Annotated in this window: 18 protein-coding genes and 2 tRNA genes; 7 read left to right on the top strand and 13 right to left on the bottom strand. The window is 70.3% G+C overall.

Annotated elements, in window-relative coordinates; all coding sequences use genetic code 11:
• Nucleotides 1-22: 22 nt before the first annotated feature.
• Nucleotides 23-784, bottom strand: a complete 762-nt coding sequence (locus AC5P1B_RS14810; protein ID WP_493887528.1) for a TetR/AcrR family transcriptional regulator — start codon at nt 782-784, stop codon at nt 23-25.
• Between the two features lie 125 nt (nt 785-909).
• Between AC5P1B_RS14810 and hisN the strand changes: the two genes are divergently transcribed.
• Both hisN and AC5P1B_RS14800 read left to right on the top strand, forming a co-directional pair.
• Entirely contained in the window at nt 910-1,701 is a 792-nt protein-coding gene (gene hisN, locus AC5P1B_RS14805; RefSeq protein ID WP_493887527.1) for a histidinol-phosphatase, read from the top strand.
• Between the two features lie 234 nt (nt 1,702-1,935).
• Nucleotides 1,936-2,367: a CBS domain-containing protein gene (locus AC5P1B_RS14800; protein WP_493887526.1), complete on the top strand. Its 432-nt coding sequence runs from the start codon at nt 1,936-1,938 to the stop codon at nt 2,365-2,367.
• A gap of 175 nt (nt 2,368-2,542) precedes the next feature.
• On the opposite strand, the gene AC5P1B_RS14795 is transcribed toward AC5P1B_RS14800, so the two are convergent.
• Nucleotides 2,543-4,018, bottom strand: a complete 1,476-nt coding sequence (locus AC5P1B_RS14795; protein WP_493887525.1) for a catalase — start codon at nt 4,016-4,018, stop codon at nt 2,543-2,545.
• A 157-nt stretch (nt 4,019-4,175) separates the two neighbouring features.
• On the opposite strand from AC5P1B_RS14795, the gene AC5P1B_RS14790 reads away from it, so the two are divergent.
• The gene (locus tag AC5P1B_RS14790; RefSeq protein WP_493887524.1) at nt 4,176-4,592 is read left to right on the top strand and encodes a Fur family transcriptional regulator; all 417 of its coding nucleotides are present in this window, start codon (nt 4,176-4,178) and stop codon (nt 4,590-4,592) included.
• A 284-nt stretch (nt 4,593-4,876) separates the two neighbouring features.
• Here AC5P1B_RS14790 and AC5P1B_RS14785 read toward each other — a convergent pair.
• The 4 genes from AC5P1B_RS14785 to AC5P1B_RS14770 all read right to left on the bottom strand — a co-directional run bounded on the left by AC5P1B_RS14785 (nt 4,877) and on the right by AC5P1B_RS14770 (nt 10,212).
• A tRNA-Met gene (locus AC5P1B_RS14785) sits at nt 4,877-4,950 on the bottom strand.
• A gap of 72 nt (nt 4,951-5,022) precedes the next feature.
• Nucleotides 5,023-6,870: a tetratricopeptide repeat protein gene (locus tag AC5P1B_RS14780; protein ID WP_493887523.1), complete on the bottom strand. Its 1,848-nt coding sequence runs from the start codon at nt 6,868-6,870 to the stop codon at nt 5,023-5,025.
• Nucleotides 6,871-7,085: 215 nt separating this feature from the next.
• Nucleotides 7,086-7,159 (bottom strand) — tRNA-Met (locus AC5P1B_RS14775).
• A gap of 41 nt (nt 7,160-7,200) precedes the next feature.
• Nucleotides 7,201-10,212 (bottom strand): UPF0182 family membrane protein, encoded by a 3,012-nt coding sequence (locus AC5P1B_RS14770; RefSeq protein ID WP_493887657.1) that lies wholly within the window; start codon nt 10,210-10,212, stop codon nt 7,201-7,203.
• Nucleotides 10,213-10,356: 144 nt separating this feature from the next.
• Between AC5P1B_RS14770 and AC5P1B_RS14765 the strand changes: the two genes are divergently transcribed.
• Nucleotides 10,357-10,923, top strand: coding sequence for a PPA1309 family protein (locus AC5P1B_RS14765; protein ID WP_493887522.1), 567 nt, complete (start codon nt 10,357-10,359; stop codon nt 10,921-10,923).
• 60 nt (nt 10,924-10,983) lie between these two features.
• Here the strand turns inward: AC5P1B_RS14765 and AC5P1B_RS14760 are convergent, their stop codons facing one another.
• The 3 genes from AC5P1B_RS14760 to AC5P1B_RS14750 form a co-directional block, all read right to left on the bottom strand.
• Nucleotides 10,984-12,072: a YlbL family protein gene (locus tag AC5P1B_RS14760; RefSeq protein ID WP_493887521.1), complete on the bottom strand. Its 1,089-nt coding sequence runs from the start codon at nt 12,070-12,072 to the stop codon at nt 10,984-10,986.
• A gap of 594 nt (nt 12,073-12,666) precedes the next feature.
• A complete protein-coding gene (locus AC5P1B_RS14755; protein ID WP_493887520.1) occupies nt 12,667-13,146 on the bottom strand; it encodes a molybdenum cofactor biosynthesis protein MoaE in 480 nt (159 codons plus the stop codon).
• Between the two features lie 196 nt (nt 13,147-13,342).
• A complete protein-coding gene (locus tag AC5P1B_RS14750; RefSeq protein WP_493887519.1) occupies nt 13,343-14,482 on the bottom strand; it encodes an NAD-dependent epimerase/dehydratase family protein in 1,140 nt (379 codons plus the stop codon).
• A gap of 192 nt (nt 14,483-14,674) precedes the next feature.
• On the opposite strand from AC5P1B_RS14750, the gene AC5P1B_RS14745 reads away from it, so the two are divergent.
• Both AC5P1B_RS14745 and AC5P1B_RS14740 read left to right on the top strand, forming a co-directional pair.
• Complete coding sequence (locus AC5P1B_RS14745) at nt 14,675-16,240, top strand: zinc-dependent metalloprotease (RefSeq protein ID WP_493887518.1); 1,566 nt, start codon at nt 14,675-14,677, stop codon at nt 16,238-16,240.
• Nucleotides 16,237-16,770: an NUDIX hydrolase gene (locus AC5P1B_RS14740; protein WP_493887517.1), complete on the top strand. Its 534-nt coding sequence runs from the start codon at nt 16,237-16,239 to the stop codon at nt 16,768-16,770. Before AC5P1B_RS14745 ends, AC5P1B_RS14740 begins: the two co-directional genes overlap by 4 nt.
• Nucleotides 16,771-16,922: 152 nt before the next feature.
• Here AC5P1B_RS14740 and AC5P1B_RS14735 read toward each other — a convergent pair whose 3' ends face one another.
• From AC5P1B_RS14735 to AC5P1B_RS14720, 4 genes are all read right to left on the bottom strand, one after another.
• Entirely contained in the window at nt 16,923-17,684 is a 762-nt protein-coding gene (locus tag AC5P1B_RS14735) for an AIM24 family protein (protein ID WP_493887516.1), read from the bottom strand.
• A 16-nt stretch (nt 17,685-17,700) separates the two neighbouring features.
• Nucleotides 17,701-18,384 (bottom strand): AIM24 family protein, encoded by a 684-nt coding sequence (locus tag AC5P1B_RS14730; RefSeq protein WP_493887515.1) that lies wholly within the window; start codon nt 18,382-18,384, stop codon nt 17,701-17,703.
• Nucleotides 18,385-18,395: 11 nt separating this feature from the next.
• On the bottom strand, nt 18,396-20,135 hold the full coding sequence (locus AC5P1B_RS14725; RefSeq protein WP_493887514.1) for a TerD family protein: 1,740 nt from the start codon (nt 20,133-20,135) through the stop codon (nt 18,396-18,398).
• A gap of 172 nt (nt 20,136-20,307) precedes the next feature.
• Entirely contained in the window at nt 20,308-20,982 is a 675-nt protein-coding gene (locus tag AC5P1B_RS14720) for a M48 metallopeptidase family protein (RefSeq protein WP_493887512.1), read from the bottom strand.
• Between the two features lie 301 nt (nt 20,983-21,283).
• Here AC5P1B_RS14720 and AC5P1B_RS14715 point away from each other — a divergent pair, with 301 nt between their 5' ends.
• The gene (locus AC5P1B_RS14715; RefSeq protein WP_493887511.1) at nt 21,284-22,426 is read left to right on the top strand and encodes a TOMM precursor leader peptide-binding protein; all 1,143 of its coding nucleotides are present in this window, start codon (nt 21,284-21,286) and stop codon (nt 22,424-22,426) included.
• Nucleotides 22,427-22,478 lie beyond the last annotated feature (52 nt).

The raw sequence follows: 22,478 nt of genomic DNA, 5'->3' as shown, positions 1-22,478 counted from the left end.
GGTGGCCGCCAGGGGACCGGCCTCAGCGGGCCTGGACCCGCGACACGGTCGGCAGGGGCGGCAGCACCCCGCGCACCAGGGAGGCCACCTCCTCGGAGCCGCCCGGCGCGACGACGTACGACACGGCGATCCGCGCCGCCGCCTCACACGCCTGGCTCAACTCGGCCGCGCTCTCCGGCGGCCAGTCGCGCCGCAGCACCGCCAGCGTCCGGGCGCTGACCTGCCGCAGCAGCTCGATGGGCGACGGCACGAGCTCGGTGCCTTCCGCAGCCGTCGCCGCCCTGTCCGCCGTGACCTCCGGGCTCTTCGGCTCATCACCCCCGGCGGTCGCGTCCGCGTCGGCGCCGCTGGTACCGCCGACGGCCGGATGCCACGCCGCGTGGCTCTCGCCCATGCCGCCAGGAGCCGGCCGCTGGGCCGGCACCACTCGCGCCCGCCCGGGAGCCGGCAGCCGGTCGCCCCAGCAGCCCGTGAGCGCCGCCCGTACCAGCGCGTTGCCCCGAGCCGCCTGTACGGTCCACACGGCGGTGGCGGCCAGCCGGTCGCCCGGCCCCGCCACCTCGTCGATGGCGACCAGGGCGCGTTCCACACCGCGCAGATAGGCGTCAGCCTCACGGCGTACCAGAGCGCGGGCGAGGCCGTCCTTGCTGCCGAACTCGTTGTAGAGCGTCTGACGGCTGACGCCGGCGGCAGCCGCCACGTCCACCATGCGCACTCCCGGCCATGGACGGCGGTCCAGGGCCGTGAACGCCGCATCCAGCAAAGCTTCACGCGCTGTAGGCATCAGTGCCTCCCAGGCCCCGGTCAGCTCGCATGGCTGCCGTGTGCACAGAATTGACTCGCCGACAGACGCTGTCAATAGCCCCAGCAGGCACCGAATCGCCCAGCTCCCCCCGGTAGTGTGCCAACATGCCCGACTACCACGATGACCTGCGGCTCGCACAGGTACTGGCGGACGCCGCCGACTCCACCACGATGGAGCGGTTCAAGGCGCTCGACCTGAAGGTCGAGACCAAACCCGACATGACCCCCGTCAGCGAGGCCGACAAGGCGGCCGAAGAACTGATCCGCAGTTCGCTCCGGCGCGCACGACCACGGGACGCGGTGCTGGGCGAGGAGTTCGGCAGCGAGGGTTCGGGGCCGCGCCGCTGGATCATCGACCCGATCGACGGCACCAAGAACTACGTGCGCGGGGTGCCGGTGTGGGCCACACTCATCGCGCTCATGGAGCGCGGCGAGGGCGGCGACCGGCCCGTCGTCGGCATGGTCTCCGCCCCGGCGCTGGGGCGCCGCTGGTGGGCGGCCGAGGGGCTGGGCGCGTACACGGGGCGCAACCTGTCCTCGGCCAGCCGCATTTCGGCGTCCCGCGTGAACACGCTGTCGGACGCCTCCTTCGCGTACTCCTCGCTGAGCGGCTGGGAGGAGCGCGGCAAGCTGAACGGCTTCCTCGACCTGTCGCGCGCCTGCTGGCGTACGCGTGGCTACGGCGACTTCTGGCCGTACATGATGGTCGCCGAGGGTTCGGTGGACATCTGCGCGGAGCCGGAGCTGTCGCTGTGGGACATGGCCGCCAACGCGGTCATCGTGCAGGAGGCCGGTGGCCGGTTCACCGGGCTTGACGGGGTACCAGGACCGCACAGCGGGGACGCCGCCGCGTCGAACGGACTGCTCCACGACGAGCTGCTGAGCTACCTCCAGTAGCGGCGCCGACGCCGCAGGGCGCGCGGCAGCGGAAGACCGCGCGCACGGGAGCAGAAGTCAGCGCGCGCGGAACGCCAACCCGAAGTGCCGACCGCACGCGCCCCCTTGTTGCGGCCACGGGCTCGTGTGAACATGAGAATCCGCCCGCTTGTGCGCTTGTGAATTCATTCTCTAGGCGCCTCTCCAGCGCGGGGGCTTCCCGCAGCGGGTTCACACAGGAGGTGGCTTGAGCCCATGCCCACGCTCGTCCGCGACGCCATGAGCACGGTGGTCCTCACCATCGGCCCCGCCCACACACTCCGCCAGGCCTCCCAGTTGATGGCCGCCCGTCGGGTCGGCGCGGCAGTCGTCCTCGACACCGACACCAGCGGACTCGGCATTCTCACCGAACGCGACATCCTCATCTCCGTGGGGGCGGGCCAGGACCCGGACAGCGAGACCGCCAACGCCCACACCACCACCGATGTCGTCTTCGCCGCCCCCGAGTGGACGCTCGACGAGGCGGCCCAGGCCATGACCCATGGCGGATTCCGGCATCTCATCGTGCTCGACGGCGGCGAGCCGGTCGGGCTCGTCTCCGTACGCGACATCATCCGCTACTGGTCCCACGCCAAGGAGAGGGACAAGAAGGCCGCCGAGGAGACAGCCAACGTACTCACGGTCTGACCGGACGTCATCCCGCGTGCACCACGCACCACGACGATCACCACCGGCCCGGGACAAGCGAAGAGGCCGGAGCCCCATGGCGTCCGGCCTCTTCGTGTATACGGCAAGCGGCGGTGGAATTCCCTCACGCCGTACGGTCGTCCCCACCTCGGTGGCGACCGGCCGGCGTGCGGGATCAGCCGCGCAGGGCCTGGACCGCGGCCTCCAGCCGCTTGCCGTAGTCAGCGTCCGCCTTGCGGAAGTTCGCGATGGCGCGTTCGGCGATGTCGTCGCGCGACACCTTGGAGATGAAGCCCGCCAGGTTCTCGATCAGGCGGTCCTTCTCGTCCTCGGACATCATCCGGTAGAGATTGCCCGCCTGGACGAAGTCGTCGTCCTCGGCGTGCGTCGCCGCGGCCTCGTTGCCGGTGAAACCGGTGACCGGGTTCGGCTGCCACAGCGGCCTGCCGGTCTGCGCCGGGCCACCGAAGCTGTTCGGCTCGTAGTTCTTCGCGGCGCCGTGCCGTCCGTCGTACGCGGCACCGTCGCGGCCGTAGTTCCGCGCCTCGGTGGCGTGCGGGCGGTTGACCGGCAGGTGGTCGCCGTTGATGCCGACCCGGTAGCGGTGGGCGTCACCGTAGGCGAACAGCCGGCCCTGGAGCATCTTGTCCGGGGACGGGCCGATGCCGGGCACGAAGTGCGCGGGCGAGAAGAGCGACTGCTCGACCTCGGCGAAGATGTTCTGCGGGTTGCGGTTGAGCTCCAGCTTGCCGATCTCGATCGGCGGGTAGTCCGCGTGCGGCCAGACCTTGGTCAGGTCGAACGGGTTGAAGCGGTAGGTCGCCGCTTCCGCCACGGGCATGATCTGCACCTGCACGGTCCAGCTCGGGAAGTCACCGCTCTCGATGGACTCCCGCAGGTCGCGCTGGTGGCTGTCCGGGTCCTCGCCCGCCAGCTTCGCGGCCTCGGCCGCCGTCAGGTTCTTGATGCCCTGGTCGGTCTTGAAGTGGTACTTGACCCAGAAGGCCTCGCCCGCCTCGTTGTTCCACTGGAAGGTGTGCGAGCCGTAGCCGTTCATGTGGCGCAGGGTGGCCGGTATGCCACGGTCACCGAACAGCCAGGTCACCTGGTGCGTGGACTCGGGCGACAGACCCCAGAAGTCCCAGACGTTGTCCGCCTCCTGCGAGCCGGTGTACGGGTCGCGCTTCTGGGTGTGGATGAAGTCGGGGAACTTGATGGCGTCCTTGATGAAGAACACCGGGGTGTTGTTACCGACGAGGTCGTAGTTGCCCTCTTCGGTGTAGAACTTCAGCGCGAAGCCGCGCGGGTCACGCACCGCGTCCGCCGAGCCGAGGTTGCCCGCCACCGTCGAGAAGCGCAGGAACGTCTCGGTCTGCTTGCCGACCTCGGACAGGAACTTCGCCCGCGTGTACTTGGTCACGTCGGCGGTCACCGTGAAGGTGCCGTACGCGCCCGCGCCCCGGGCGTGGACGATCCGCTCCGGGATGCGCTCACGGTTGAAGTGCGCCAGCTTCTCCAGCAGCGACTGGTCCTGCAGCAGTACCGGACCGCCGACGCCCGCCGTCTCGCTGTTCTGGTTATCCGCGACCGGAGCCCCTGCCTCCGTGGTCAGCGGCCCTGCGGACTGAGCCGTCTCGCTCTGAACGGTCACGTGCGCCTCCTGGAATTCGTCCTGTCCCTTGGCCTGAGCCGATCTCGATCCTACATTAGACAATGTCTAAGTCAAGATGGAATGGAGAGACATACAGCGTCTGGCAATAGACAAGGCACTGCTAGGCTTGTTCCTATCTGACTGATAGGTGAATGGCATGAGTGACCTGCTGGAACGACTCCGGGGACGCGGCTGGCGGCTGACCGCCCAGCGACGCGTCGTAGCCGAGGTCCTCGACGGGGACCATGTGCACTACACCGCTGACGAGGTGCACGCGCTCGCGACGGACCGGCTGCCGGAGATCTCCCGGGCGACCGTCTACAACACCCTCGGCGAGCTGGTCTCGCTCGGCGAGGTCATCGAGGTGAGCACCGACGGCCGCGCCAAGCGGTATGACCCGAACGCCCACCACGCCCACCACCACCTGGTGTGCACCCGTTGCGGCACCATCCGCGACGTCCACCCCTCCGGCGACCCGCTCGCGGACCTGCCCAGCGACGGGCGCTTCGGCTTCGCGGTCCACACCGTGGAGGTCACCTACCGGGGCGTCTGCCCGGGCTGCGCCACCGACTGACGGCTGCGCCGCGAGCTGCCCGGTCGGCAGCTGGCGGCCGTCGGCCGGGGAGCGGGCCGCGGCACGGCCGCCGCGCCGTACGGGCGAAGCGAGCGGACAGCAAGGCAGGCAGCTGGCGGCGGTACCGACGTCGGCGAGTACACCCGCAGAGCCGGACCTTGTACGCAGAACCGGACCTTCTACGCGGCGCCACCATCGAACCGACACGGCGTCGGCATGGCGTCGGAGAGAACGCCAGACATGACGAAGGCCCGGACCTGATCAGGTCCGGGCCTTCGTTCTCGTAGCGGGGACAGGATTTGAACCTGCGACCTCTGGGTTATGAGCCCAGCGAGCTACCGAGCTGCTCCACCCCGCGTCGTTGTGTACTTACTGTAACCCCAAGGCGACGACCAGGGCAAATCGATAGCCGCTGCTCTCCGCGGCGCTGTTACGCGGAGAGCTCCTGCTGGAGCGCGTCGCGCAGCCGGGCCGCCCGTTCGGCGACCTCGGCGGGGCCGAGGTCGACCGCGCGCGCACACCACTTCTGCCCCTCGGTGAGAGCCCCGCGGCGGGCCGCGAGCAGCGCGAGCCGCAGCGCGGCGCGGCCGTGACCGGCCCCGGCGGCGCGGGTCCACCACAGCGCGGCCTCCGGCTCGCTTCCCTCGCGGGCGAGGAGCAGGCCGAGGTTGAAGGCGCCGTTGCGGCTGCCCGCCTTGGCCGCCGTGCGGTACCAGTGCGCGGCCTCGACGACGTCCCCGCGCGAGGAGGCGATCATGCCCATGCGCACCTGCGCGCGCCGGTGGCCCTGCCGGGCCGCCCGCTCGTACCACTCCCCGCACTCCGGGCGCACGGCCTCGCCGCCCTCGGCGGCGCCGTCGCCATCGGCCGCCTCGGCGCCCGGCCGGTCGAGCAGCGCGCCAAGCCGGAACTCGGCCTCGGCGTTGCCACCGGCGGCGGCGCAGCGCAGATGACGCTCCGCCTCCCCCTCGTCCCCTTCGCGCAGCAGGACGATCGCGACCTGGAGGGCCGCCTCGGTGTGCCCGGCGGTCGCCGCTCGTACGTACCACTCGTACGCCGCGTGCTCCGCGCCACGACCGGCGTGCAGGATGCCGAGGTTGAACGCGGCATCGACGCTGCCCGCCTCGGCGGCCTTGGAGAACCACGGCTCGGCTCCCGCGTCGTCTCCGCGCTGGAGCAGCAGCACGGCCAGCGCGTTGGCCGCCTCGCGGTGTCCGGCGTAGGCCGCCCGGCGGTACCACTGCTCGGCCTGCGCCGTGCGGTCCTGGGTGGCGCACAACAGGCCGAGATTGTAGGCGCCGTTGATGTCACCGGCTTCGAGCGCCGCGCGGTACCACCGCTCGGCGGTCTGGGTCTCGCCGCGGTCCGCGTGGAGCGCGCCCAGCGCGTTGGCGGCGTTGCCGTCGCCGCCCTGCGCCGCCCGGTGCCACCAGACGGCCGCGCTGTCGGAGTCGCCCGCGTCGCGCAGCAGGAAGCCCAGCGCGCAAGCGGCGCGCGGCTCACCGTCCTCGGCGGACATCAGATACCAGCGGCCGGCTTCCTTGATCTCGCCGCGCTCCTCAAGCAGCGTGCCCAAGTGCAGCGCGGCGCGCCGGTGTCCGCGCGCGGCGGACTGGCGGAACCACTGCTCGGCCTCGCGCGGCTCGCCGTCGGCGCGCGACGCCGCGCCCCGGCCGTCCGGGTGGTGCTGCTCCCGCTCGCGCTTGGCCAGGATCTGCGCCAGCCGGTAAGCGGCTTCGCGGTGCCCCTGCTCCGCGGCGGCGCGGAACCAGCGCTCGGCGCCGACGTCGCTGCGGTGCTCAAGGAGGTCGGCGAGGGCGTAAGCGCCCAGTGCGTGGCCCGACTCGGCGGACTGGCGCAGCCAGTATTCGGCGGCGGGCTCGTCGCCCCGCTCGCGGTGGTGGCGGCCCAGCGCGTGCGCGGCGGCCGCCGAACCGGCGACGGCGGCGATGCGCCACCAGCCCGCCGCCTCATCCGCGTACCCCCGCTGATGGAGGAGGACGCCCAGATTGTTGGCGGCGGCGCGGTCACCGGCGACACTGGCGGCCCGCAACTGCTGTTCGGCGCCGTCGAGATCACCACGGCGCAGCAGCAGCGAGCCGAGGATGCTCATCGACGCGGTGTCACCGGCCTCCGCCGCTCGACGGTGTGCCGTCTCAAACTCGACATCGGCGCTGTCCGCGGCCAGTGTCGGCATGCTGTCGTCGCGCCCGTCGTCGGGCGCCGGCACAAGCCGGTCTGTCTCCAACAACCTTGCCCTGTCCCCCATACGTTCCATCGTCGCACCACCCACAACCGGCGTACACCTGGTATACCGCAGTGAGCGAGGTCACTTCAGCGTTTTGTCGACTTCCCGACACAACGACTTGTGAAACGGCAGGGGCAGCAGATCTCTCAGGGTTGTGCGGTGCTCCGCGCGCGCCCCATGGTGGGGCAACGTGCCCCACACACAACAAGGCCCGGATCTTTGAAGATCCGGGCCTTGTCTGCGAGTAGCGGGGACAGGATTTGAACCTGCGACCTCTGGGTTATGAGCCCAGCGAGCTACCGAGCTGCTCCACCCCGCGCCGTTGTGTTGTTAACCTACCACGGCGCGGAGGGGGTCAGCTCACCCTTGCTGTCGCTCCGGCTGCTCCTCCGGCTTGTCCGCGGGCTGCTGCCCGGATCTGTCGGACGCCTGATCGGCCGGCTTGTCGGAGGACTTGTCGCCCTCGTCAGAGGGCTTGCCGTCCGGCTTGTCGGCCTTCTTCTCCGCGGCCGTCTCCGCCTTGGCGGCACGCTCCAGCGCGTCCTTCAGGTCCTCCTGCGCCTCGCCGAAGGCCTGCCAGTCCTGCGGGTCCTCCTGGAGCGCCTTCTCGCCCGCGTCGATCGCGGTCTGGGCGTCCTTCAGGGCCTCGCGCACCGTGGGATCGTCCACGGGTGGCTCATCCGGATCGGGCTTCCCCGGTTTGTCCTTCTCGGGGGGCTCGTCCGATCCGCTGGGCGCCTTCTTGCCGAAGACCACATCCAGTGCTTCTCCGAGAGTGTTCTCGAAGGCGGTCTTGTCGCCGAAGGTGACGAGGACCTTCTTCAGCAAGGGGTAGTTGGTCCCGGCGCCCCGCACGTAGACCGGCTCGACGTAGAGCAGGCCCTTCTCCAGCGGGACCGTGAGCAGGTTTCCGTAGACGACCTCCGAATCGCCTCTCTTCAAGATGTTGATCTTGTCGGCGATCTCGGTATCGGAGTTGAACTTGGACTGCACCTGCTGTGGCCCGGAGACCGTGGTCTCCGAGGGCAGCTTCAGGATTCTTATGGCGCCGTAGCCGTCGCTGTTGGCATCGGCGTCGACCGACATGAAGGCGCCCAGGTTCTCGCGCTTGTTCGGCGTGAAGGTCGTGGTCAGCGAGAACTTCTGCGTGTCCTGATCCGGCATCTTCAGGCTGAGGTAGTACGGCGGGACCGGGTTTCCCCTGTTGGTGGGGTCGTCCGGGGTCTGCCACACCTCACTGCCGCTGTAGAACTGCTCGGGGTTCGTGACGTGGTACCGCGTCAGCAGCTCACGCTGCACCTTGAAGAGGTCCTGCGGATACCGCAGGTGCTCCATCAGGCTGTCGCTGATCTCGCTCCGGTCCTTGACCGTGCCGGGGAACGCCTTGCGCCAGGTCTTGAGTACCGGGTCCTTGGTGTCCCACTCGTACAGGTCGACGGAGCCGTCATACGCGTCCACCGTCGCCTTGACGGAGTTGCGGATGTAGTTGACCTTGTTCTCCTGCGCGACCACCTCACGCTGGCCGTCGGTCAGCGAGTCGGCCGTCGTATCGCCCAGTGTCGTACGGGACGCGTACGGATACCCGTTCGTCGTCGTGTAGGTGTCCACGATCCACTTGATGCGGCCGTCGATCACCGCCGGGTAGGCGTCGCCGTCGATGGTCAGCCAGGGCGCGACCGCCTCGACGCGCTCCTTCGGGGTGCGGTTGTAGAGAATCCGCGAACCCTCACCGATGGCGCCCGAGTACATGATCTGCGGCTCGTTGAACGAGACCGCGTACGCCGCCCGGTTGATGGGATTCGAGAGGTTCACACCGCTCTTGCCCTTGTAGGTGTAGCTCTTCTCACCACTGTCGTCGGAGTAGTCCAGCTCCTTCTGCGGCCCACCCACGATCGAGTACTGCTTGGTCTTCTCGCCGTAGTAGATCCGCTGCTCGTACTCCGGCATCTCGCCCTGAGACGGAAGGTTGCGCTCAGTGAACTCCGGGGCACCGGTCTTCGTCGTGGAAGTGCCCTTGGCGGCGACGGCGCCATAGCCGTGCGTGTACTTGAAGTGGTCGTTGATCCAGTTCCGCTCGGGAATGCCCTCGATGTTCAGTTCGCGCAGACCGATGACGGTGTCCTGGTCGGCACCGTTCTTGGTCTTGTAGCGGTCGACGTCCAAAGTGGCCGGGAACTGGTAGTAACCACGGACCTGCTGAAGCTGCTGAACCGTCGGCGAGACCACGTTCGGGTCGAGCAGACGCAGACTGGCGGTGGCGTCGGCGGCGCCCCGCAGTGTGTTGTCGCTGGCCTTGCTGACGCCCTTGTAGTCCGTCACCTTGGAGTTGTCGATGCCGTACGCCTTGCGCGTGGCCTCGATGTTCTTCTTGATGTACGGGGCTTCCTTGGCCTGCTCGTTCGGCTGGACCTGGAACTTCTGCACGATGGCCGGGTAGAGCCCGCCGATCAGGATCGCCGAGAGGACCATCAGCCCGAAGCCGATCACCGGCAGCTGCCAGGTCCGCCGCCACAGCGTCGCGAAGAACAGCAGCGCGCAGATGACCGCGATGCAGAACAGGATGGTCTTCGCGGGCAGGTACGCGTTGGCGTCCACGTACTTCAGACCGGTCCAGTTACCGGTCTCCTTCAGGTCGCTCGACTTCACCGCAAGGCCGTACCGGTCCAGCCAGTAGGCGACCGCCTTCAGCGCCACGAAGATGCCGAGCAGCACCGACAGATGCCCGGTAGCCGCCGCCGTCGCCCGCCCGCCGGGGCTGGTGATACGCAGCCCGCCGTACAGGTAGTGCACGAGCGTCGCCGCGATCAGCGAGATCACCGTGGCCGCGAAGCCGAAGCTGAGCAGGAAGCGGTACCAGGGGAGGTCGAACGCGTAGAACGACACGTCCTTGTGGAACTGCGGGTCCTTCTGGCCGAACGACACCCCGTTGACCCACAGCAGCCAGGTGCGCCACTGGCCGGAGGCGGAGGCACCGGAGATCAGCCCGACCAGGGCCGTGACCCCGAGCAGCAGCCACTTCTTGTACGGGGCGATGCCCATCCGGTACCGGTCGAGGCTCTGCTGCTCCAGTGACATCGCGCTGAGCGGCGGCCGCAGCCGGTGCGCCAGCCAGATGTTCACTCCGACGGCCGTAGCCATCAGCAGGCCGAAGACGAAGAACAGCCCGATCTTCGTCCACAGGGTGGTCTTGAAGACCGAGGAGTAGTGGACCGAGCGATACCAGAGCCAGTCCGTCCAGAACCCCGCGAACATGACGAAGAGCATGGCCAGGACGGCCAGTACCCCCAGCGTCATCAGCAGGGTCCGGACGCGCCGGGACGGTCGGCCCACTCTGATCCGTGGCCCAGTCGGGCCTCCGCCGCGGTCCGGCATCTGGAAAGCCAAGGTGCGCACCTCGAAGTTCGGTGTCGTGAGAGCTCTATGTCGTGGTCCCGAGATAGTAGGACCCACTGTTGCAACTTACTCAGGCTTTACTCAGTTCCCGTTTTGGGGTCGGTTCAAGGCACGATATTGACCATGTCCAACCTTCCCCCCGATTCCACGCCCGCCACTCCCATGGCCGCGAGCCCGCTGACCCGCGCCGTACTCGAACTCGACGAGTACGCCGCCGGGCTCGGCTGGGACCAGCCCGCGCGCCTCTTCGCTCTGGTCGACACCGCGCGGCTGCGCGCCCAGGAGCCCGCGCTGGCCACCCAGCTCGGCCTCGACAACGAAAGCCCCACCGCCACGCTGACCCCCATCGAGCAGGACGAACTGCCCGCGGGGACCGCCCTCGACGACTTCCTCGGCACCATCGCCTGGCCGGACGCGGTCGTCGGCTGCGCCATGACCGTGGAGCGGCTGATGCTGCCCGCCTCCGCCGAGGGCTCCGTACCCGAGGGCCTGGACGATGAGCAGCTCGCCGCGTGGGTCGCCAAGCACCCGGCGCGCCAGGAGGTGCGGATGACGGTCGCCGTACTGCGGGACGGTGCCCGCGAGTCGGCGCTGCGGCTGCGGGAGAAGGACTCCCCCACCGAGGTGCTGACCGGCGCAGACCTGGTGCCCGGCCTCGCCGAGGCGCTGGCGGCGACGTTCGCCGACTGACTGCCCTCGGGGCGGCCGGCGGCCGGGTTGCCCGGCGGACTCGCCAGAGGTGCGCGAGGCTCAGCTAGCCGCGCACTTCGGCAGGTCGGCCGTCTTCCCCTCACGGATGTCCTTGAGGGCGCTCACGGCGTCCTTGAGGGTGTCCACCTTCACCAGCGTGAGCCCGTCGGGGATGTCCCTGGACGCCGTGGCGCAATTGTCCTTGGGCGTCAGGAAGTACTTCGCGCCGCTGGCACGCGCGCCCACCGTCTTCATCGAGATGCCGCCGATGGGGTCGACCTTGCCGGTCTCGTCGATGGTCCCGGTCCCGGCGACGAACTCGCCGCCCGTCAGGTCACCCGGCGTCAGCTTGTCGATGATCCCGAGCGAGAACATCAGCCCGGCGCTGGGCCCGCCCACATCCGCCAGCTTGATGTTGATGTCGAACGGGAAGGTGTAGTCGACGGCGGCCTCGATGCCGACCATGGCCCGCTTCTCGCCCGGCGCCTTCACCGTCTTGACCGTGACGTCCTTGGTGCCCTTCGGCTCCTTGCGCGCCTTCTCGGCGGCCATCACCCGGTCCGCGGGGATGATGGTGAAGACGGCCTTCTCACCGGGCTTGTGCGCCGTGACCAGCTTGACGACGTCGGCGGGGTAACGCACCGCCTTGCCGTCCACCGCCTTGATCGCGTCACCGGCGTGCAGCGTGCCCTCGGCCGGGCCCCCCTTGGACACCGAGCCCACCACGATGTGCGACCCGACCTTGATCTTCAGCTGCCTCAGGGCGGCGACCTTGGCGCTCTCCTGGGACTGGCTGAATTCCTCGGCGTTCTCCTGGTCGACCTCGTCCGCGGACGGATTGTCCGGATAGAGGGTCTTGTACGGCACCACCGCGTTGTCGTGCGAGAGCCAGCCGTAGACCGCCTCGACCAGGTTCATCTTGTACTCGGGGTTGGTCACCTTGACCGTGACCATGTTCAGGTGGCCACTCGTCGGATACGTCTTACGGCCGGAGATCTGCAGCACCGGCTCGCCACGACGATCACCGAGGGTGTTCTCCGTCGGGCCCGGGGACATCTCCGCGTACGGCACGGGTATCAGCACTCCCGCGCAGAGCAACGCGATCAGCGTCAGGACGGAAGCGAGCAGCGTCGCGGTGCGGCGTGGCATGGAACGACAGTACGGGACAGGTCTGTGAGTTCACCTCTGGGGCCGTCCGTCCGGATGGCCCGCCGCGCTCCGTCCCGATCGCGAATACCGAACAGGAGCGTACGGCCGTACGAGGGAGCTAAGCCGGACCGGAACCGGAATCCGAACGCCGCATTGCTTCGCGGAACCGCTCGTACCCGGCAACCTCCGCGACATCCCCGGCCCTGCGGTCACGCGCGGCCCAGCTGGTGTACGCCACCGCTCCGCCAGCGGCGACAAGCGGAATGACCAGCCACACGAGCACACCCACAGTGGTCTCCCAACCCCTTGCGCGAACGCAACTGACAGATGAGCAGATTAATCGTCTGCCAGGTCAACGCTCGCGGCAGGGTGCCGGTTACGCAACCGGGCGCCCTCCTGGAGGCCCATTACAAGCCCTTACCGAGACTTCGCCCGGGGGACCACCAGCCTTCCACCGCAAGCCCTTACTTGATACCTACCCTCCCCCAAACTCCGTCCGGGGGTGCCCCCAGCCTTCCAACACCAGCACCTACTTGATACCAACCCTCCCCCAAACTCCGTCCGGGGGTGCCCCCAGCCTTCCAACACCAGCACCTACTTGATACCAACCCACTCCTCGGTGCCGTTGGTGAAGGTTTGGTGTTTCCAGATCGGGACCTCGCTCTTGAGATCGTCGATCAGGCGGCGGCAGGCGGCGAACGCCTCGGCGCGGTGGGGGCAGGAGACCGCCACTACCACGGCCAGGTCTCCGACCGCGAGGGCTCCCACCCGGTGGACGGCGGCCAGGGCCCGCACCGGGAAGTCGGCGGCGACCTTCTCGGCGACCCGGCGCAGCTCCGCCCCCGCGCTGGGGTGAGCGGAGTATCCCAGCGCGGTGACGGCGGCGTCGGCCGCTCCGTCGTGGTCGCGCACGGTGCCGACGAACAGCGCCGTACCGCCCGCGGCGTCGTGCCCGACCGCCGCGAACACCTCGTCCACGGACAGCGGGGTCTCCCGGATGCCCAGCAGGCGGATCGGGTCGGCCGCTCCGTGCTCGCCCGGCTGATCGTCGTACGTACGTGCCATGCGGTCCATCGTGCCCCACCCGCCTCACATGCGGAAACAACCGATCCACCGGTCGCGCCGCGCCCGGTATGGAGAGTTCTACAGCCCGGAGATCCCCGCCCGCCCCCGGGATCTCCGGTCCGGGGGTTCTCCCGTCCAGGGTCTCCGGGGGCTGGTGGCGACCGGCTGGGGGTCCCCCCGGACGGAGTCTGGGGGAGGTGGCCGACTACAGCCTCCTGCGCGCCTTCCTGGCCCTGCGGACCAGCGCGGCCGTGCCGACCAGCGCCACGGTGGCTCCCGCCGCGCCGAGTGTCGTGGCGTCCTTGCGGCCCAGTCTGCGCCCGGCGACCGTGCGCCTGCCGGCGACCTCTTCCAGCAGCTCGGCGAGGACCTCCTCGTTCGTCCACTGCGGCCGCCACCCCGCGTCGTGCAGGCGGCTGCCGCTGACCACCCAGGGGTGCATCGTGTACGCCAGGTCCCCTGCCGGGGAGGGCGTGAGACCGAGCCGGTGCAGCCGGGAAGCGGCGCCGAGGGCCACTGCGGACGGCAGCTCCATGCGCCGGATGCCGGTCAGCTCCTCGACCTCCTCCTGCTCCAGCCAGCCGTCGCAACCCACCGCCAGCTCGCCCTCCGCCTTTTCGAGCACGGCGTACTCCAGGGCGCTGACCAGGTCTTCCACATGGCAGAACTGCCAGGTCGGGCGCGATCCCGCGACGACGAGCAAGCGGGGCGACTCGAAGTAGCGGGTGAGGGCCGTGTCGGTGCCGCCGACGAGTACGGCGGGGCGTACGACCGTGACGTTCAAGCCGGGGTGCGCGCGCGGCGCCCGCCGCGCCAGCTCCTCGATCTCCAGCAGGTCGCCGACGCCCGTGGCCTCGGCGGTCGCGCGCAGCTCCGCGTCCTCGGCGAGTGGCACATCGTTGTCGGGGTGCGCCCCGTAGACCATCGCCGAGGTGCACAGCACGGCACGCCGCACCCCGGCAGCGGCCGCGGCGGTCAGCACGGTCTGGGTACCCCGTACGTTGTACGCCGTTCTGGCCTCCTCGTCGGTCTCCAGGTCGAGATTGGTTGCCAGGTGCACGACGACGTCGGCACCGCGTAGTTTCTCGGCGATGACGGGATCGCGCACGTCCAGGACGTGCCATTGCGCCTCGGTGACGTCACCGCGGCGGTCGTCGATGGCCAGGACCTGCTTGATCTCGTCGGACTCGGTGAGCCGCTGCGTGAGCAGGGCACCGACGCCGGAAGCGGCGCCGGTGACCGCCACGACGGGTCGTCGGTTGGGCGCGGCTGGCTCCTCCCAGGCCGATGACTCTGGGGGAGGATCGTTTCGCGCTGCGCGAACGGTCGGATCTGGGGAACTCACCGGGCGGCTCCAGCGGTTGTCTTCTGTACGTAAGAGAACTGACGCGTACGTACCAGGCGCTGTCCATCCTGCCGCAGGCATCCCGTCGGCGAAGCACCGAGCCCGGATAGCGGCGGGGGTGTCTACGCTGGGTGGTGTTGTCGGGCAGTCGCCGTCGGCCTCAGCCGGCGGCCCTACGAGCCGAGGAAACCCGTGAGTGACAACCCATTTGGATTTGGCCTTCCGCCGGAGGAGCCGGAGGACGGCGACGACGGTAAGAAGAAGGGCAACCAGGGCGGTGACCCGGGCCCCGCAAACCCCTTCGGTTTCGGCGGAGGCGCTGGCGGAGACAATCCGTTCGCCGCGATGTTCGGTTCGCTGAACCCGAACGACCTGGGCGCTGCGTTCCAGCAGCTCGGCCAGATGCTCTCGTACGAGGGCGGCCCGGTGAACTGGGACATGGCCAAGGACATCGCACGTCAGACCGTCGCGCAGGGCCCGGGGGCTGCCCCTGCCGGATTCGGTATGGGTGCCCCCGCCAAGAGCGAGGGCGCGAGTGAGGGCGCCAAGGACCCGAGCATCGGCCCGAGCGAGCGGGCGGCGGTCGAAGAGGCCGTGCGGCTGGCCGACCTGTGGCTGGACGGCGTCACCGCGCTGCCGTCCGGCGCGAGCACCGCCGTGGCGTGGAGCCGCGCCGAGTGGGTCGAGGCGACGCTGCCGGTGTGGAAGGACCTGGTGGACCCGGTCGCCGAGCAGGTCGGGGCGGCCATGGGCAGTGTGCTGCCCGAGGAGATGCAGGCCATGGCCGGGCCGCTGCTCGGCATGATGCGCTCCATGGGCGGCGCGATGTTCGGTACGCAGATCGGTCAGGCGCTGGGCGTCCTCGCCGGTGAGGTGGTCGGTTCCACAGACATCGGACTTCCGCTCGGCCCGGCGGGCAAGGCCGCCCTGCTGCCCGCGAACATGGCGGCGTTCGGCTCGGGGCTCGGCGTCCCGCAGGAGGAGGTACGGCTGTATCTGGCCCTGCGTGAGGCCGCCCACCAGCGGCTCTTCGCGCACGTGCCGTGGCTGCGCTCGCACCTGTTCGGCGCCGTCGAGGGGTACGCGCGCGGCATCAAGGTCGATACCGCCAAGCTGGAGGACGCGGTCGGCCAGCTCGACCCGACGCATCCCGAGCAGCTTCAGGAAGCACTCCAGCAGGGCATGTTCCAGCCGGAGGACACCCCGGAGCAGAAGGCGGCGCTGGCCCGCCTTGAGACCGCGCTCGCGCTCGTCGAGGGCTGGGTCGACGCGGTGGTGCACGCGGCCGCCGCACCGCATCTGCCCTCCGCCGACGCACTGCGTGAGACGCTGCGCCGCCGCCGCGCGACCGGTGGTCCCGCCGAGCAGACCTTCGCCACGCTGATCGGCCTTGAGCTGCGGCCCAGGCGGCTGCGGGACGCGGCCCGGCTGTGGGCCTCGCTCACCGACGCGCGGGGCTCCGACGGCCGCGACGCGCTGTGGGAGCACCCGGACATGCTGCCGACCGCCGGGGACCTCGACGACCCGGACGGCTTCGTCCACCGCGAGCAGCTGGACTTCTCCGAGCTGGACAAGATGCTCGGCGAGGCGGCCAGCGGCGGCAAGCGCCCCGACCTCAGCAAGGACGGCGGCGCCGAAGACTCCTCGGCAGACGGCGAAGCCGAGGGTGACGCCAAGGACGACAGCAAGGACGACGGCAAGGACGACGGCGAAGACGACGGCAAGAACGGCGGCAGCAGCGGCGAGAACCGGGGATGACGCTGCCGCTGCACGCCGCCGCGACGGCGGCTCTCACGGTGTGGCCCGCGCCCGACTCCGGCCAGGAACAGCTCCGCCTGGCGTACGGGGAGCACCTGGCCGCGCGCCCGGATGGCGTGTGGAAGGCGTGCCCGGACGCGCATCTGACGGCCAGCGCGCTGGTGATCGACCCGCAGGGCGGGCGGGTGCTGCTGACGCTGCACCGCAAGTTGCGGATGTGGCTCCAGATGGGCGGGCACTGCGAGCCGCAGGACGCGAGCCTCGCAGAAGCGGCGCTGCGGGAGGCCACCGAGGAGTCGGGCGTCGCGGGGCTGACGCTGCTGCCGGCCGGGCCGGTGCGGCTCGACCGGCACCGTACGCCGTGCGCCTGGCATCTGGACGTGCAGTACGCGGCGGTGGCGCCCGCCGGTGCGACCGCCGCGATCAGCGACGAGTCCCTGGACCTGCGCTGGTTCCGCTACGACGAGGTGCCGGGTGTGGCGGACGAGTCCGTCGTACGGCTGATGAACAGCACCCGCGCGCTGCTCTGACGGCAGCGCTGATGGCCGGGCGGCGGACCGCGCGTCCGCGGCCGCCGCCCGGGAGCCCGGCCCGCATCCGGCCTGCGGGGCCGCATCCGGCCTACGAGGTCGGGGCGGCCGGGTCCGGGGCGCGGGCCTTCGCGCGCGCCCCGGACCCGCTGTCAGCGGTTGGACCAGATGTTGCCCTGGTTCTGCCCATGGGCACCCTGCTGGCCCATGCCGAACTGGGCCGCGGCGCCCTGCCCGATCGTCGCCTGCTGCGGCGGCAGCAGCTCGCTGGGCTGCACGAGGGCGTAGCCCTGGCCGAGGAAGCTCAGCTCCCAGCCCTCCCCCGTGTTGCCCCTGCGTCGCCAGACGCCCGAGCTGTGTGTCTGCGCCTGCATCTGGACGCGCAGCGAGCTGGACCACGCCACGATCGCGTCGGCGTCGGCGTTGACGTACTTATCCGGCATGACCTGGAGCATCAGCGGCTGGCCCGAGGTCATCAGCGCGACCTTGCCCCGGCCGGAGATGTTGAGGTTGTACTTGCCGGAACCGGAGATTTCGAACTGGCTGTCCACGGCGATGGTCTCCCAGTGCAGACCGGAGTCCAGCGCGAGGACGTACGCGGCGTCGACCGTCAGGCCCTCCTGGTCGACGTCCACCACGTGCACGTACTGCGCCAGGTTGGCGAAGTAGACGGTCCCCTGTCCTGAGCAGCGCATCAGGTCGAGGCCCTCGCCGGTGTTGGCACGCGCGCGGCGCTGCCCCTGGGTCTGGAACTCGCCGTCGAACTCGATCAGCCCCTGGTAGGCGACCATCGCGCCCTTCCGGGCGAGGACGTCGTCGTGGCCGGTGAGCGAGACCCGCAGCAGCTGCGGGTTCTGCATCGCGTAGCGGTCCTGGGTCTGGGCTTCGGTGTGGCCGAAGAGCGGGCTCTGCATGTCTACTCGTTCCCCCTCAGCCCCGGGCCCGGAGCCGGTCGGTGCTGTCCTCGCTGGGCTGGACGACGACGAAGCCCTGGCCGGAGAAGCCGAGCTGGTACGCCTCGCCGCTGCCCCTGCCGATCATGGAGGACGCCTTGAAGCTGCGCTTCCCCTTCATCTTCAGGTTCGTCGACCACGCCACGAGGGCGTCCGGGTCGACGTATGTCTCGTCGGCGCCGCTCCCGCAGTCCACGACGAGCGGCGTGCCCCGGGAGGTCAGCGCCACCCAGCCGGTGCCGGAGAGACCGACGTTGAACAGGCCCTGCCCCGCGAACTTCGCCATGCCCTTGACGCGCTGGACGCCCCACTGGAGGTGGGCGTCGAACGCGAGCAGGTTGGTGCCGTTGACCGAGAGCGAGTCGCCGTTGAGGTTGACGCAGACGACGTCGGCGCCGTAGTCGGCGAGGTACAGCAGTCCGTCGCCACTGCACTTCATGAGCGGAGCGCCCTCGCCGGTGAGCCACTGCGAGGCCATCTGGCGGACGGCGGGCGGGTTCGGCTCGTACTGGACGAAGCCTTCGTACGCCACCATCGAACCGGTGCGGGCGAACAGGTCCTGGCCGCTCTGCATGGCGACCTTGAGCATGCTGCTGCCGTGGTTGTCCATCCGGGCGGTGACCGGAGCCGGGGCGAAGCCCGAGATCATTTGCTGGTCCATGACGGGCTCCCTCAGACCTCGTAGGGCTGGACGACGATGAAGTTGCCGGGCGCACCGCGGAACTGGAGGTTCACGGTCTCCCCGCTGTGGCCGGGAAAGGCGTTGCGGCGCAGCCGCACCTGGCTGGAGACGATCACCTGGGAGGCGGCCGACCAGGCGACGATGGCGTTGCTGTCCACGAACGTCGTCGGCGTGACAGGCAGCACCACGGGGGTGCCCTGCGTCTTGACGATGACGGTGCCGGTGCCCTGGAACTGCATGGTGAACAGGGCGCCGCCGGGGATGCCGTGGCCTTCCACACGGCGGATCTCGTGCTGCAGGGACTCGTCGAAGGCGAGGACGCTGTCGGCCGAGACGCAGATCGCGTCGCCTTGCAGCTCGATCGGATGGACCTCGGCGGCGTTCTCGGCGAGGAAGACCTGGCCCTGACCCGAGCAGCGCATCAGCTGCATTTCCTGGCCGGTCGCGTTGCCCGCTATCCGGCCCCGGAACCCGGCGCCCTTGTAGCTGAAGTCGACCTTGCCCTGGTAGAGCACCATCGTGCCCTGCCGGGCGAGGACGGGCTGACCTCCGACGGCGAGGTCGACGCGGATCAGCCTGGCGTTCTGCGGCGTCCAGCGCTGGCCGGTCGGCGCCTCGCGGAACTTGGCGAGCGCGGCCTGCACGCCTGGCACGGTGGCCCCGCCGTGCTGAGCGGCCTGCGGCTGGCCCGGCTGCTGGCCGGGGTAGCCCTGTGGCTGGCCGGGCTGGATCGGCTGCCCGTACGGGCTGGGCACGGGCTGGCCGGGGTAGCCCTGCACCCCTGGCTGACCGGGCTGTCCCGGGAACTGACCCGGCTGGCCCTGCGGCTGGCCGTACGGCGCCTGCGGCGGGGCCGGTGCCTGCTGCCCGGGGGCGAACTGGCCGGGCTGGCCACCGTAGGGCGGGGGCGCTTGCTGACCGGGCACCTGGCCCGGCTGGCCGGGGGGCGGCACCGCGCCGCCGGGCGGCACGATCGGCGCGGCGATGGTCGGGGCGGCGTGCATCTGCGGCTGCGCGGGCGCGGGTGCCTGCGGCGCGACGGGCTGCGGGCTGGGCGCCGCGGGTTGCGGAACCTGCGGCTGCGGCGCCGCGGCGGGCGCTGCGAAAGCGGGCGCGGGCGCCGGAGCCGGGGCGGCCTGGCCGCCGGCGGGCGGCGCGAACCCCGGAGCGGCACCCTGCGCGGGCGCGGGCGCCGGCTCCTCCTCGGCGACCTCGCCGCCGAAGTTCTTCAGCAGCGCGTCGAGCCCGCCGTCGAAGCCCTGGCCGACGGCGGCGAACCGCCACACGTCCTTGAGGTAGAAGTCACCGAGCATCACGGCGCGTTCCGTGCTGAACTCCGCGCCGGTGAACGAGTACCGCGCGACTTCCTCACCGCCCGCCACAATCCGGATATACCCGGGGCTGACCTGGGACATCTGACCCGCGCCGTCGATGGTCGCGGTGAACGACAGCTTCTGGATGTGCTGCGGAACGCTGTCGAGCGTCACCCGGAACGACTCGGTGTCCCCGGCCTGCGCGCCGAGCTGCTGGATGGCGTCCTCGGGCGACTTGGGCTGGTTGAAGAAGATGAAGTAGCGGTCGTCGGACAGCTTTTCGCTGGCATCGAGGCCGAAACAGCTGATGTCGAAGGACAGCCCGGGTCCGGCGATCTGCACGCCGACGTACAGGTCCCTCCCTGCCGTCAGATCACTGATCTTGGCCTTGTGGCCGCGCTGGAATTCCCTGGCCATACGTAACGACCGTCCCCCATCCCGAACCGGTTAGTGCGTTGCGCGCCAGGCTAACCGCTGGCGCCGACAATGCGGGATACCGGGGCGTCCGCTCCTGTGCACGAACGCCGGGCGCTGCGCGCAGCCACGGAGCGGGTCCTCTGAGTGAGATCTCGCCGTCACTCAGCGACGGCTATTCGGTTCTGGCCTCGGGGAGGTGCGGCAGCCGGTCGGCGGCGACGACGCCCTCAAGGTAACCGCGCGCCCGCTCCGTCCTGGGGTACGACTCAAGCAGCTGCCAGAACCGCGGCCCGTGCCCCGGCACCAGAAGATGCGCCAGCTCGTGCAGGAGCACGTAGTCCACGACGTACTCGGGCATGCCCTGCAACCGGTGCGAGAGCCGAATGCTGCCCTCGGCCGGGGTGCAGGAGCCCCAGCGGGTGTTCTGGTTGGTGACCCAGCGGACCGTGTTCGGCCTGGCCCTGCCCTCCAGATACTGCCCGGAGAGGAACCCCGCGCGGGCGGCCAGCTCCGCGTCGCCCAGCATCCGCTTGCTCTCCTGCGCGGCGAGCTTGTCGAGCATCACGCCCACCCAGCGTTTTTCCTCCGCCTCGGACATCCGCGCGGGCAGCAGCACGATGGTGCGGTCACCCTCGCGATAGGCGGAGACCGTTCTGCGGCGGCGGCTGCTCCGGCGGATCTCGACGGCGCTCGTCGCCGCCTCCCGGCGCGGCGGGCTCGGCGCGTGCGGTGTTCTGGCGACGCTCGTGAGGGGGGTCTCCCCGGAGGCACTTTCCCAGCTGCCGCTGGACGGACCCCCACCCGGGTGGAGACCGGGGGACATACGAGAGGAAGGGTCGGCGGGCACGCCCCGACGTTACCCGCTAGCAGTGCGTGAAGTCCCGCCCCTCGCGGGGATGGCGGCCGAACCACCAGCGGCACCGCGCAGCTTGTATGACTATCGCCCGCGCCTGTGGATAACTTTCGGCGGCCGTGCGGAGAACCGCCCATGCTGAGGTCTGTCGAGAACCAACCGGGAACCAGTCGAGGACCGGTCGTGAACGGCGGAGCGCGATGGGGACGGCGGTGGGGACGGGCGTTCTGTCCGGGAACGGCCGCTCACGAATGACCGGGAGCCGCCGGAATGAGCAAGAAACAGGGGGAATGACATGGATCGGACGGGGACGCCGCATCCCCTGCTCAAGCCCGCGCTCCGGCGGGCTTGGCGCAGCCGGGACACCGTGCAGTACGGGGTCACCTCGGCGCACGCGGTCATGGTCGGGCCGCTGGACACCGCGACGACCAGTTTCATGAGCCTGCTCGACGGCACACGCGGGTTGCCGTTGCTGCGCGAGGAGGCCCGGGCCATGGGCCTGCCCGACGGCCGGGCCGATGCCGTGGTGGACCGTCTGACCCGGGCCGGGCTGATCGACGACCCGCTGATCGGCGGCGAGGCGGGCGGCACCGGGCCGGAGAGCGGAACCGATCTGGAGCGGTTGCGGCCCGACCTGGCGGCGCTCTCGGTGCTGCATCCGGAGCCGGGTGCCGCACTGCGGCTGCTGGAGAAGCGGCGGTCCGCCCGGGTGCGGGTGAGCGGTGCCGGGCGGGTGGGCTCGGCCGTGGCGGCGCTGCTCTCCGCGTCGGGGGTGGGGCAGGTGGACGTGATGGACGGTGGTCGCGTCGAGGCGTGGGACGTGATGCCCGGCGGGCTGGCGCCGGAGCAGGTGGGCGAGCGCAGGGACGCGGCCGCCCGCCGGGCCGTGCGGAAGGCCTCATCAGCCACCGCGTGCGACGCCCCGGCTGGTCGGCGGGGTCTGGGTCTTGTGGTGCTCGCGCCACGGGACGGGGTCGACGCGTACGCTCCTGACCCGACCGCCGCCGAGCAGTTGATGGCCTCAGGGATTCCCCATCTGTATGCGGGAGTCCTTGAAGGCACCGGGGTGGTGGGCCCGCTGGTGCTGCCGGGTGTGACCTGCTGTGCCGGCTGTCTCGCGGCGTGGCGGGTGGAGCATGAGGCCGGCTGGCCGAGGATGCTGGCCCAGTGGCGGTCCGGTCGGCGCTCACCGGCTCCCGCCTGTGACGCGGCCTTGGCGACGGTGGTCGCGGGGCTGACCGCCACGCAGGTTCTGGCCTTCCTGGACGGGGGAAGGCCCCCCGCTGTGGGGGCCCGGCTGGAGTTCGCACTGCCAGGTCTAGCCTGGGAACCGCGGCGCACCGCGCCGCATCCGGAATGTATGTGTGGAGCGGTGGATTCTTCGGTTGCCGGATATTCATCGGCTGGCGAGACACCGCACGCGACAATGACCGGGTAAGCCGGCGTCCGCTGGGTGGGCGACGGGGGCCTGGGGGTCTTCCCCGGGATGA

The sequence above is a fragment of the Streptomyces sp. A01 genome (genome assembly GCF_059026195.1).
The sequence above is the reverse complement of the archived record's forward strand: the minus strand, read 5'-3'. Positions and strand labels throughout refer to the sequence as shown.

What these genes read in the sequence shown, in the direction of transcription:
- AC5P1B_RS14755 (WP_493887520.1), bottom strand. Translation starts at nt 13,146, where the DNA reads ATGGACCGCATGGCACGTACGTACGACGATCAGCCGGGCGAGCACGGA.
- AC5P1B_RS14730 (WP_493887515.1), bottom strand. Translation starts at nt 18,384, where the DNA reads ATGGACCAGCAAATGATCTCGGGCTTCGCCCCGGCTCCGGTCACCGCC.
- AC5P1B_RS14790 (WP_493887524.1), top strand. Translation starts at nt 4,176, where the DNA reads ATGAGTGACCTGCTGGAACGACTCCGGGGACGCGGCTGGCGGCTGACC.
- AC5P1B_RS14800 (WP_493887526.1), top strand. Translation starts at nt 1,936, where the DNA reads ATGCCCACGCTCGTCCGCGACGCCATGAGCACGGTGGTCCTCACCATC.
- AC5P1B_RS14735 (WP_493887516.1), bottom strand. Translation starts at nt 17,684, where the DNA reads ATGCAGAGCCCGCTCTTCGGCCACACCGAAGCCCAGACCCAGGACCGC.
- AC5P1B_RS14715 (WP_493887511.1), top strand. Translation starts at nt 21,284, where the DNA reads ATGGATCGGACGGGGACGCCGCATCCCCTGCTCAAGCCCGCGCTCCGG.
- AC5P1B_RS14740 (WP_493887517.1), top strand. Translation starts at nt 16,237, where the DNA reads ATGACGCTGCCGCTGCACGCCGCCGCGACGGCGGCTCTCACGGTGTGG.
- AC5P1B_RS14765 (WP_493887522.1), top strand. Translation starts at nt 10,357, where the DNA reads ATGTCCAACCTTCCCCCCGATTCCACGCCCGCCACTCCCATGGCCGCG.
- AC5P1B_RS14760 (WP_493887521.1), bottom strand. Translation starts at nt 12,072, where the DNA reads ATGCCACGCCGCACCGCGACGCTGCTCGCTTCCGTCCTGACGCTGATC.
- AC5P1B_RS14770 (WP_493887657.1), bottom strand. Translation starts at nt 10,212, where the DNA reads ATGCCGGACCGCGGCGGAGGCCCGACTGGGCCACGGATCAGAGTGGGC.
- hisN (WP_493887527.1), top strand. Translation starts at nt 910, where the DNA reads ATGCCCGACTACCACGATGACCTGCGGCTCGCACAGGTACTGGCGGAC.
- AC5P1B_RS14780 (WP_493887523.1), bottom strand. Translation starts at nt 6,870, where the DNA reads ATGGAACGTATGGGGGACAGGGCAAGGTTGTTGGAGACAGACCGGCTT.
- AC5P1B_RS14810 (WP_493887528.1), bottom strand. Translation starts at nt 784, where the DNA reads ATGCCTACAGCGCGTGAAGCTTTGCTGGATGCGGCGTTCACGGCCCTG.
- AC5P1B_RS14725 (WP_493887514.1), bottom strand. Translation starts at nt 20,135, where the DNA reads ATGGCCAGGGAATTCCAGCGCGGCCACAAGGCCAAGATCAGTGATCTG.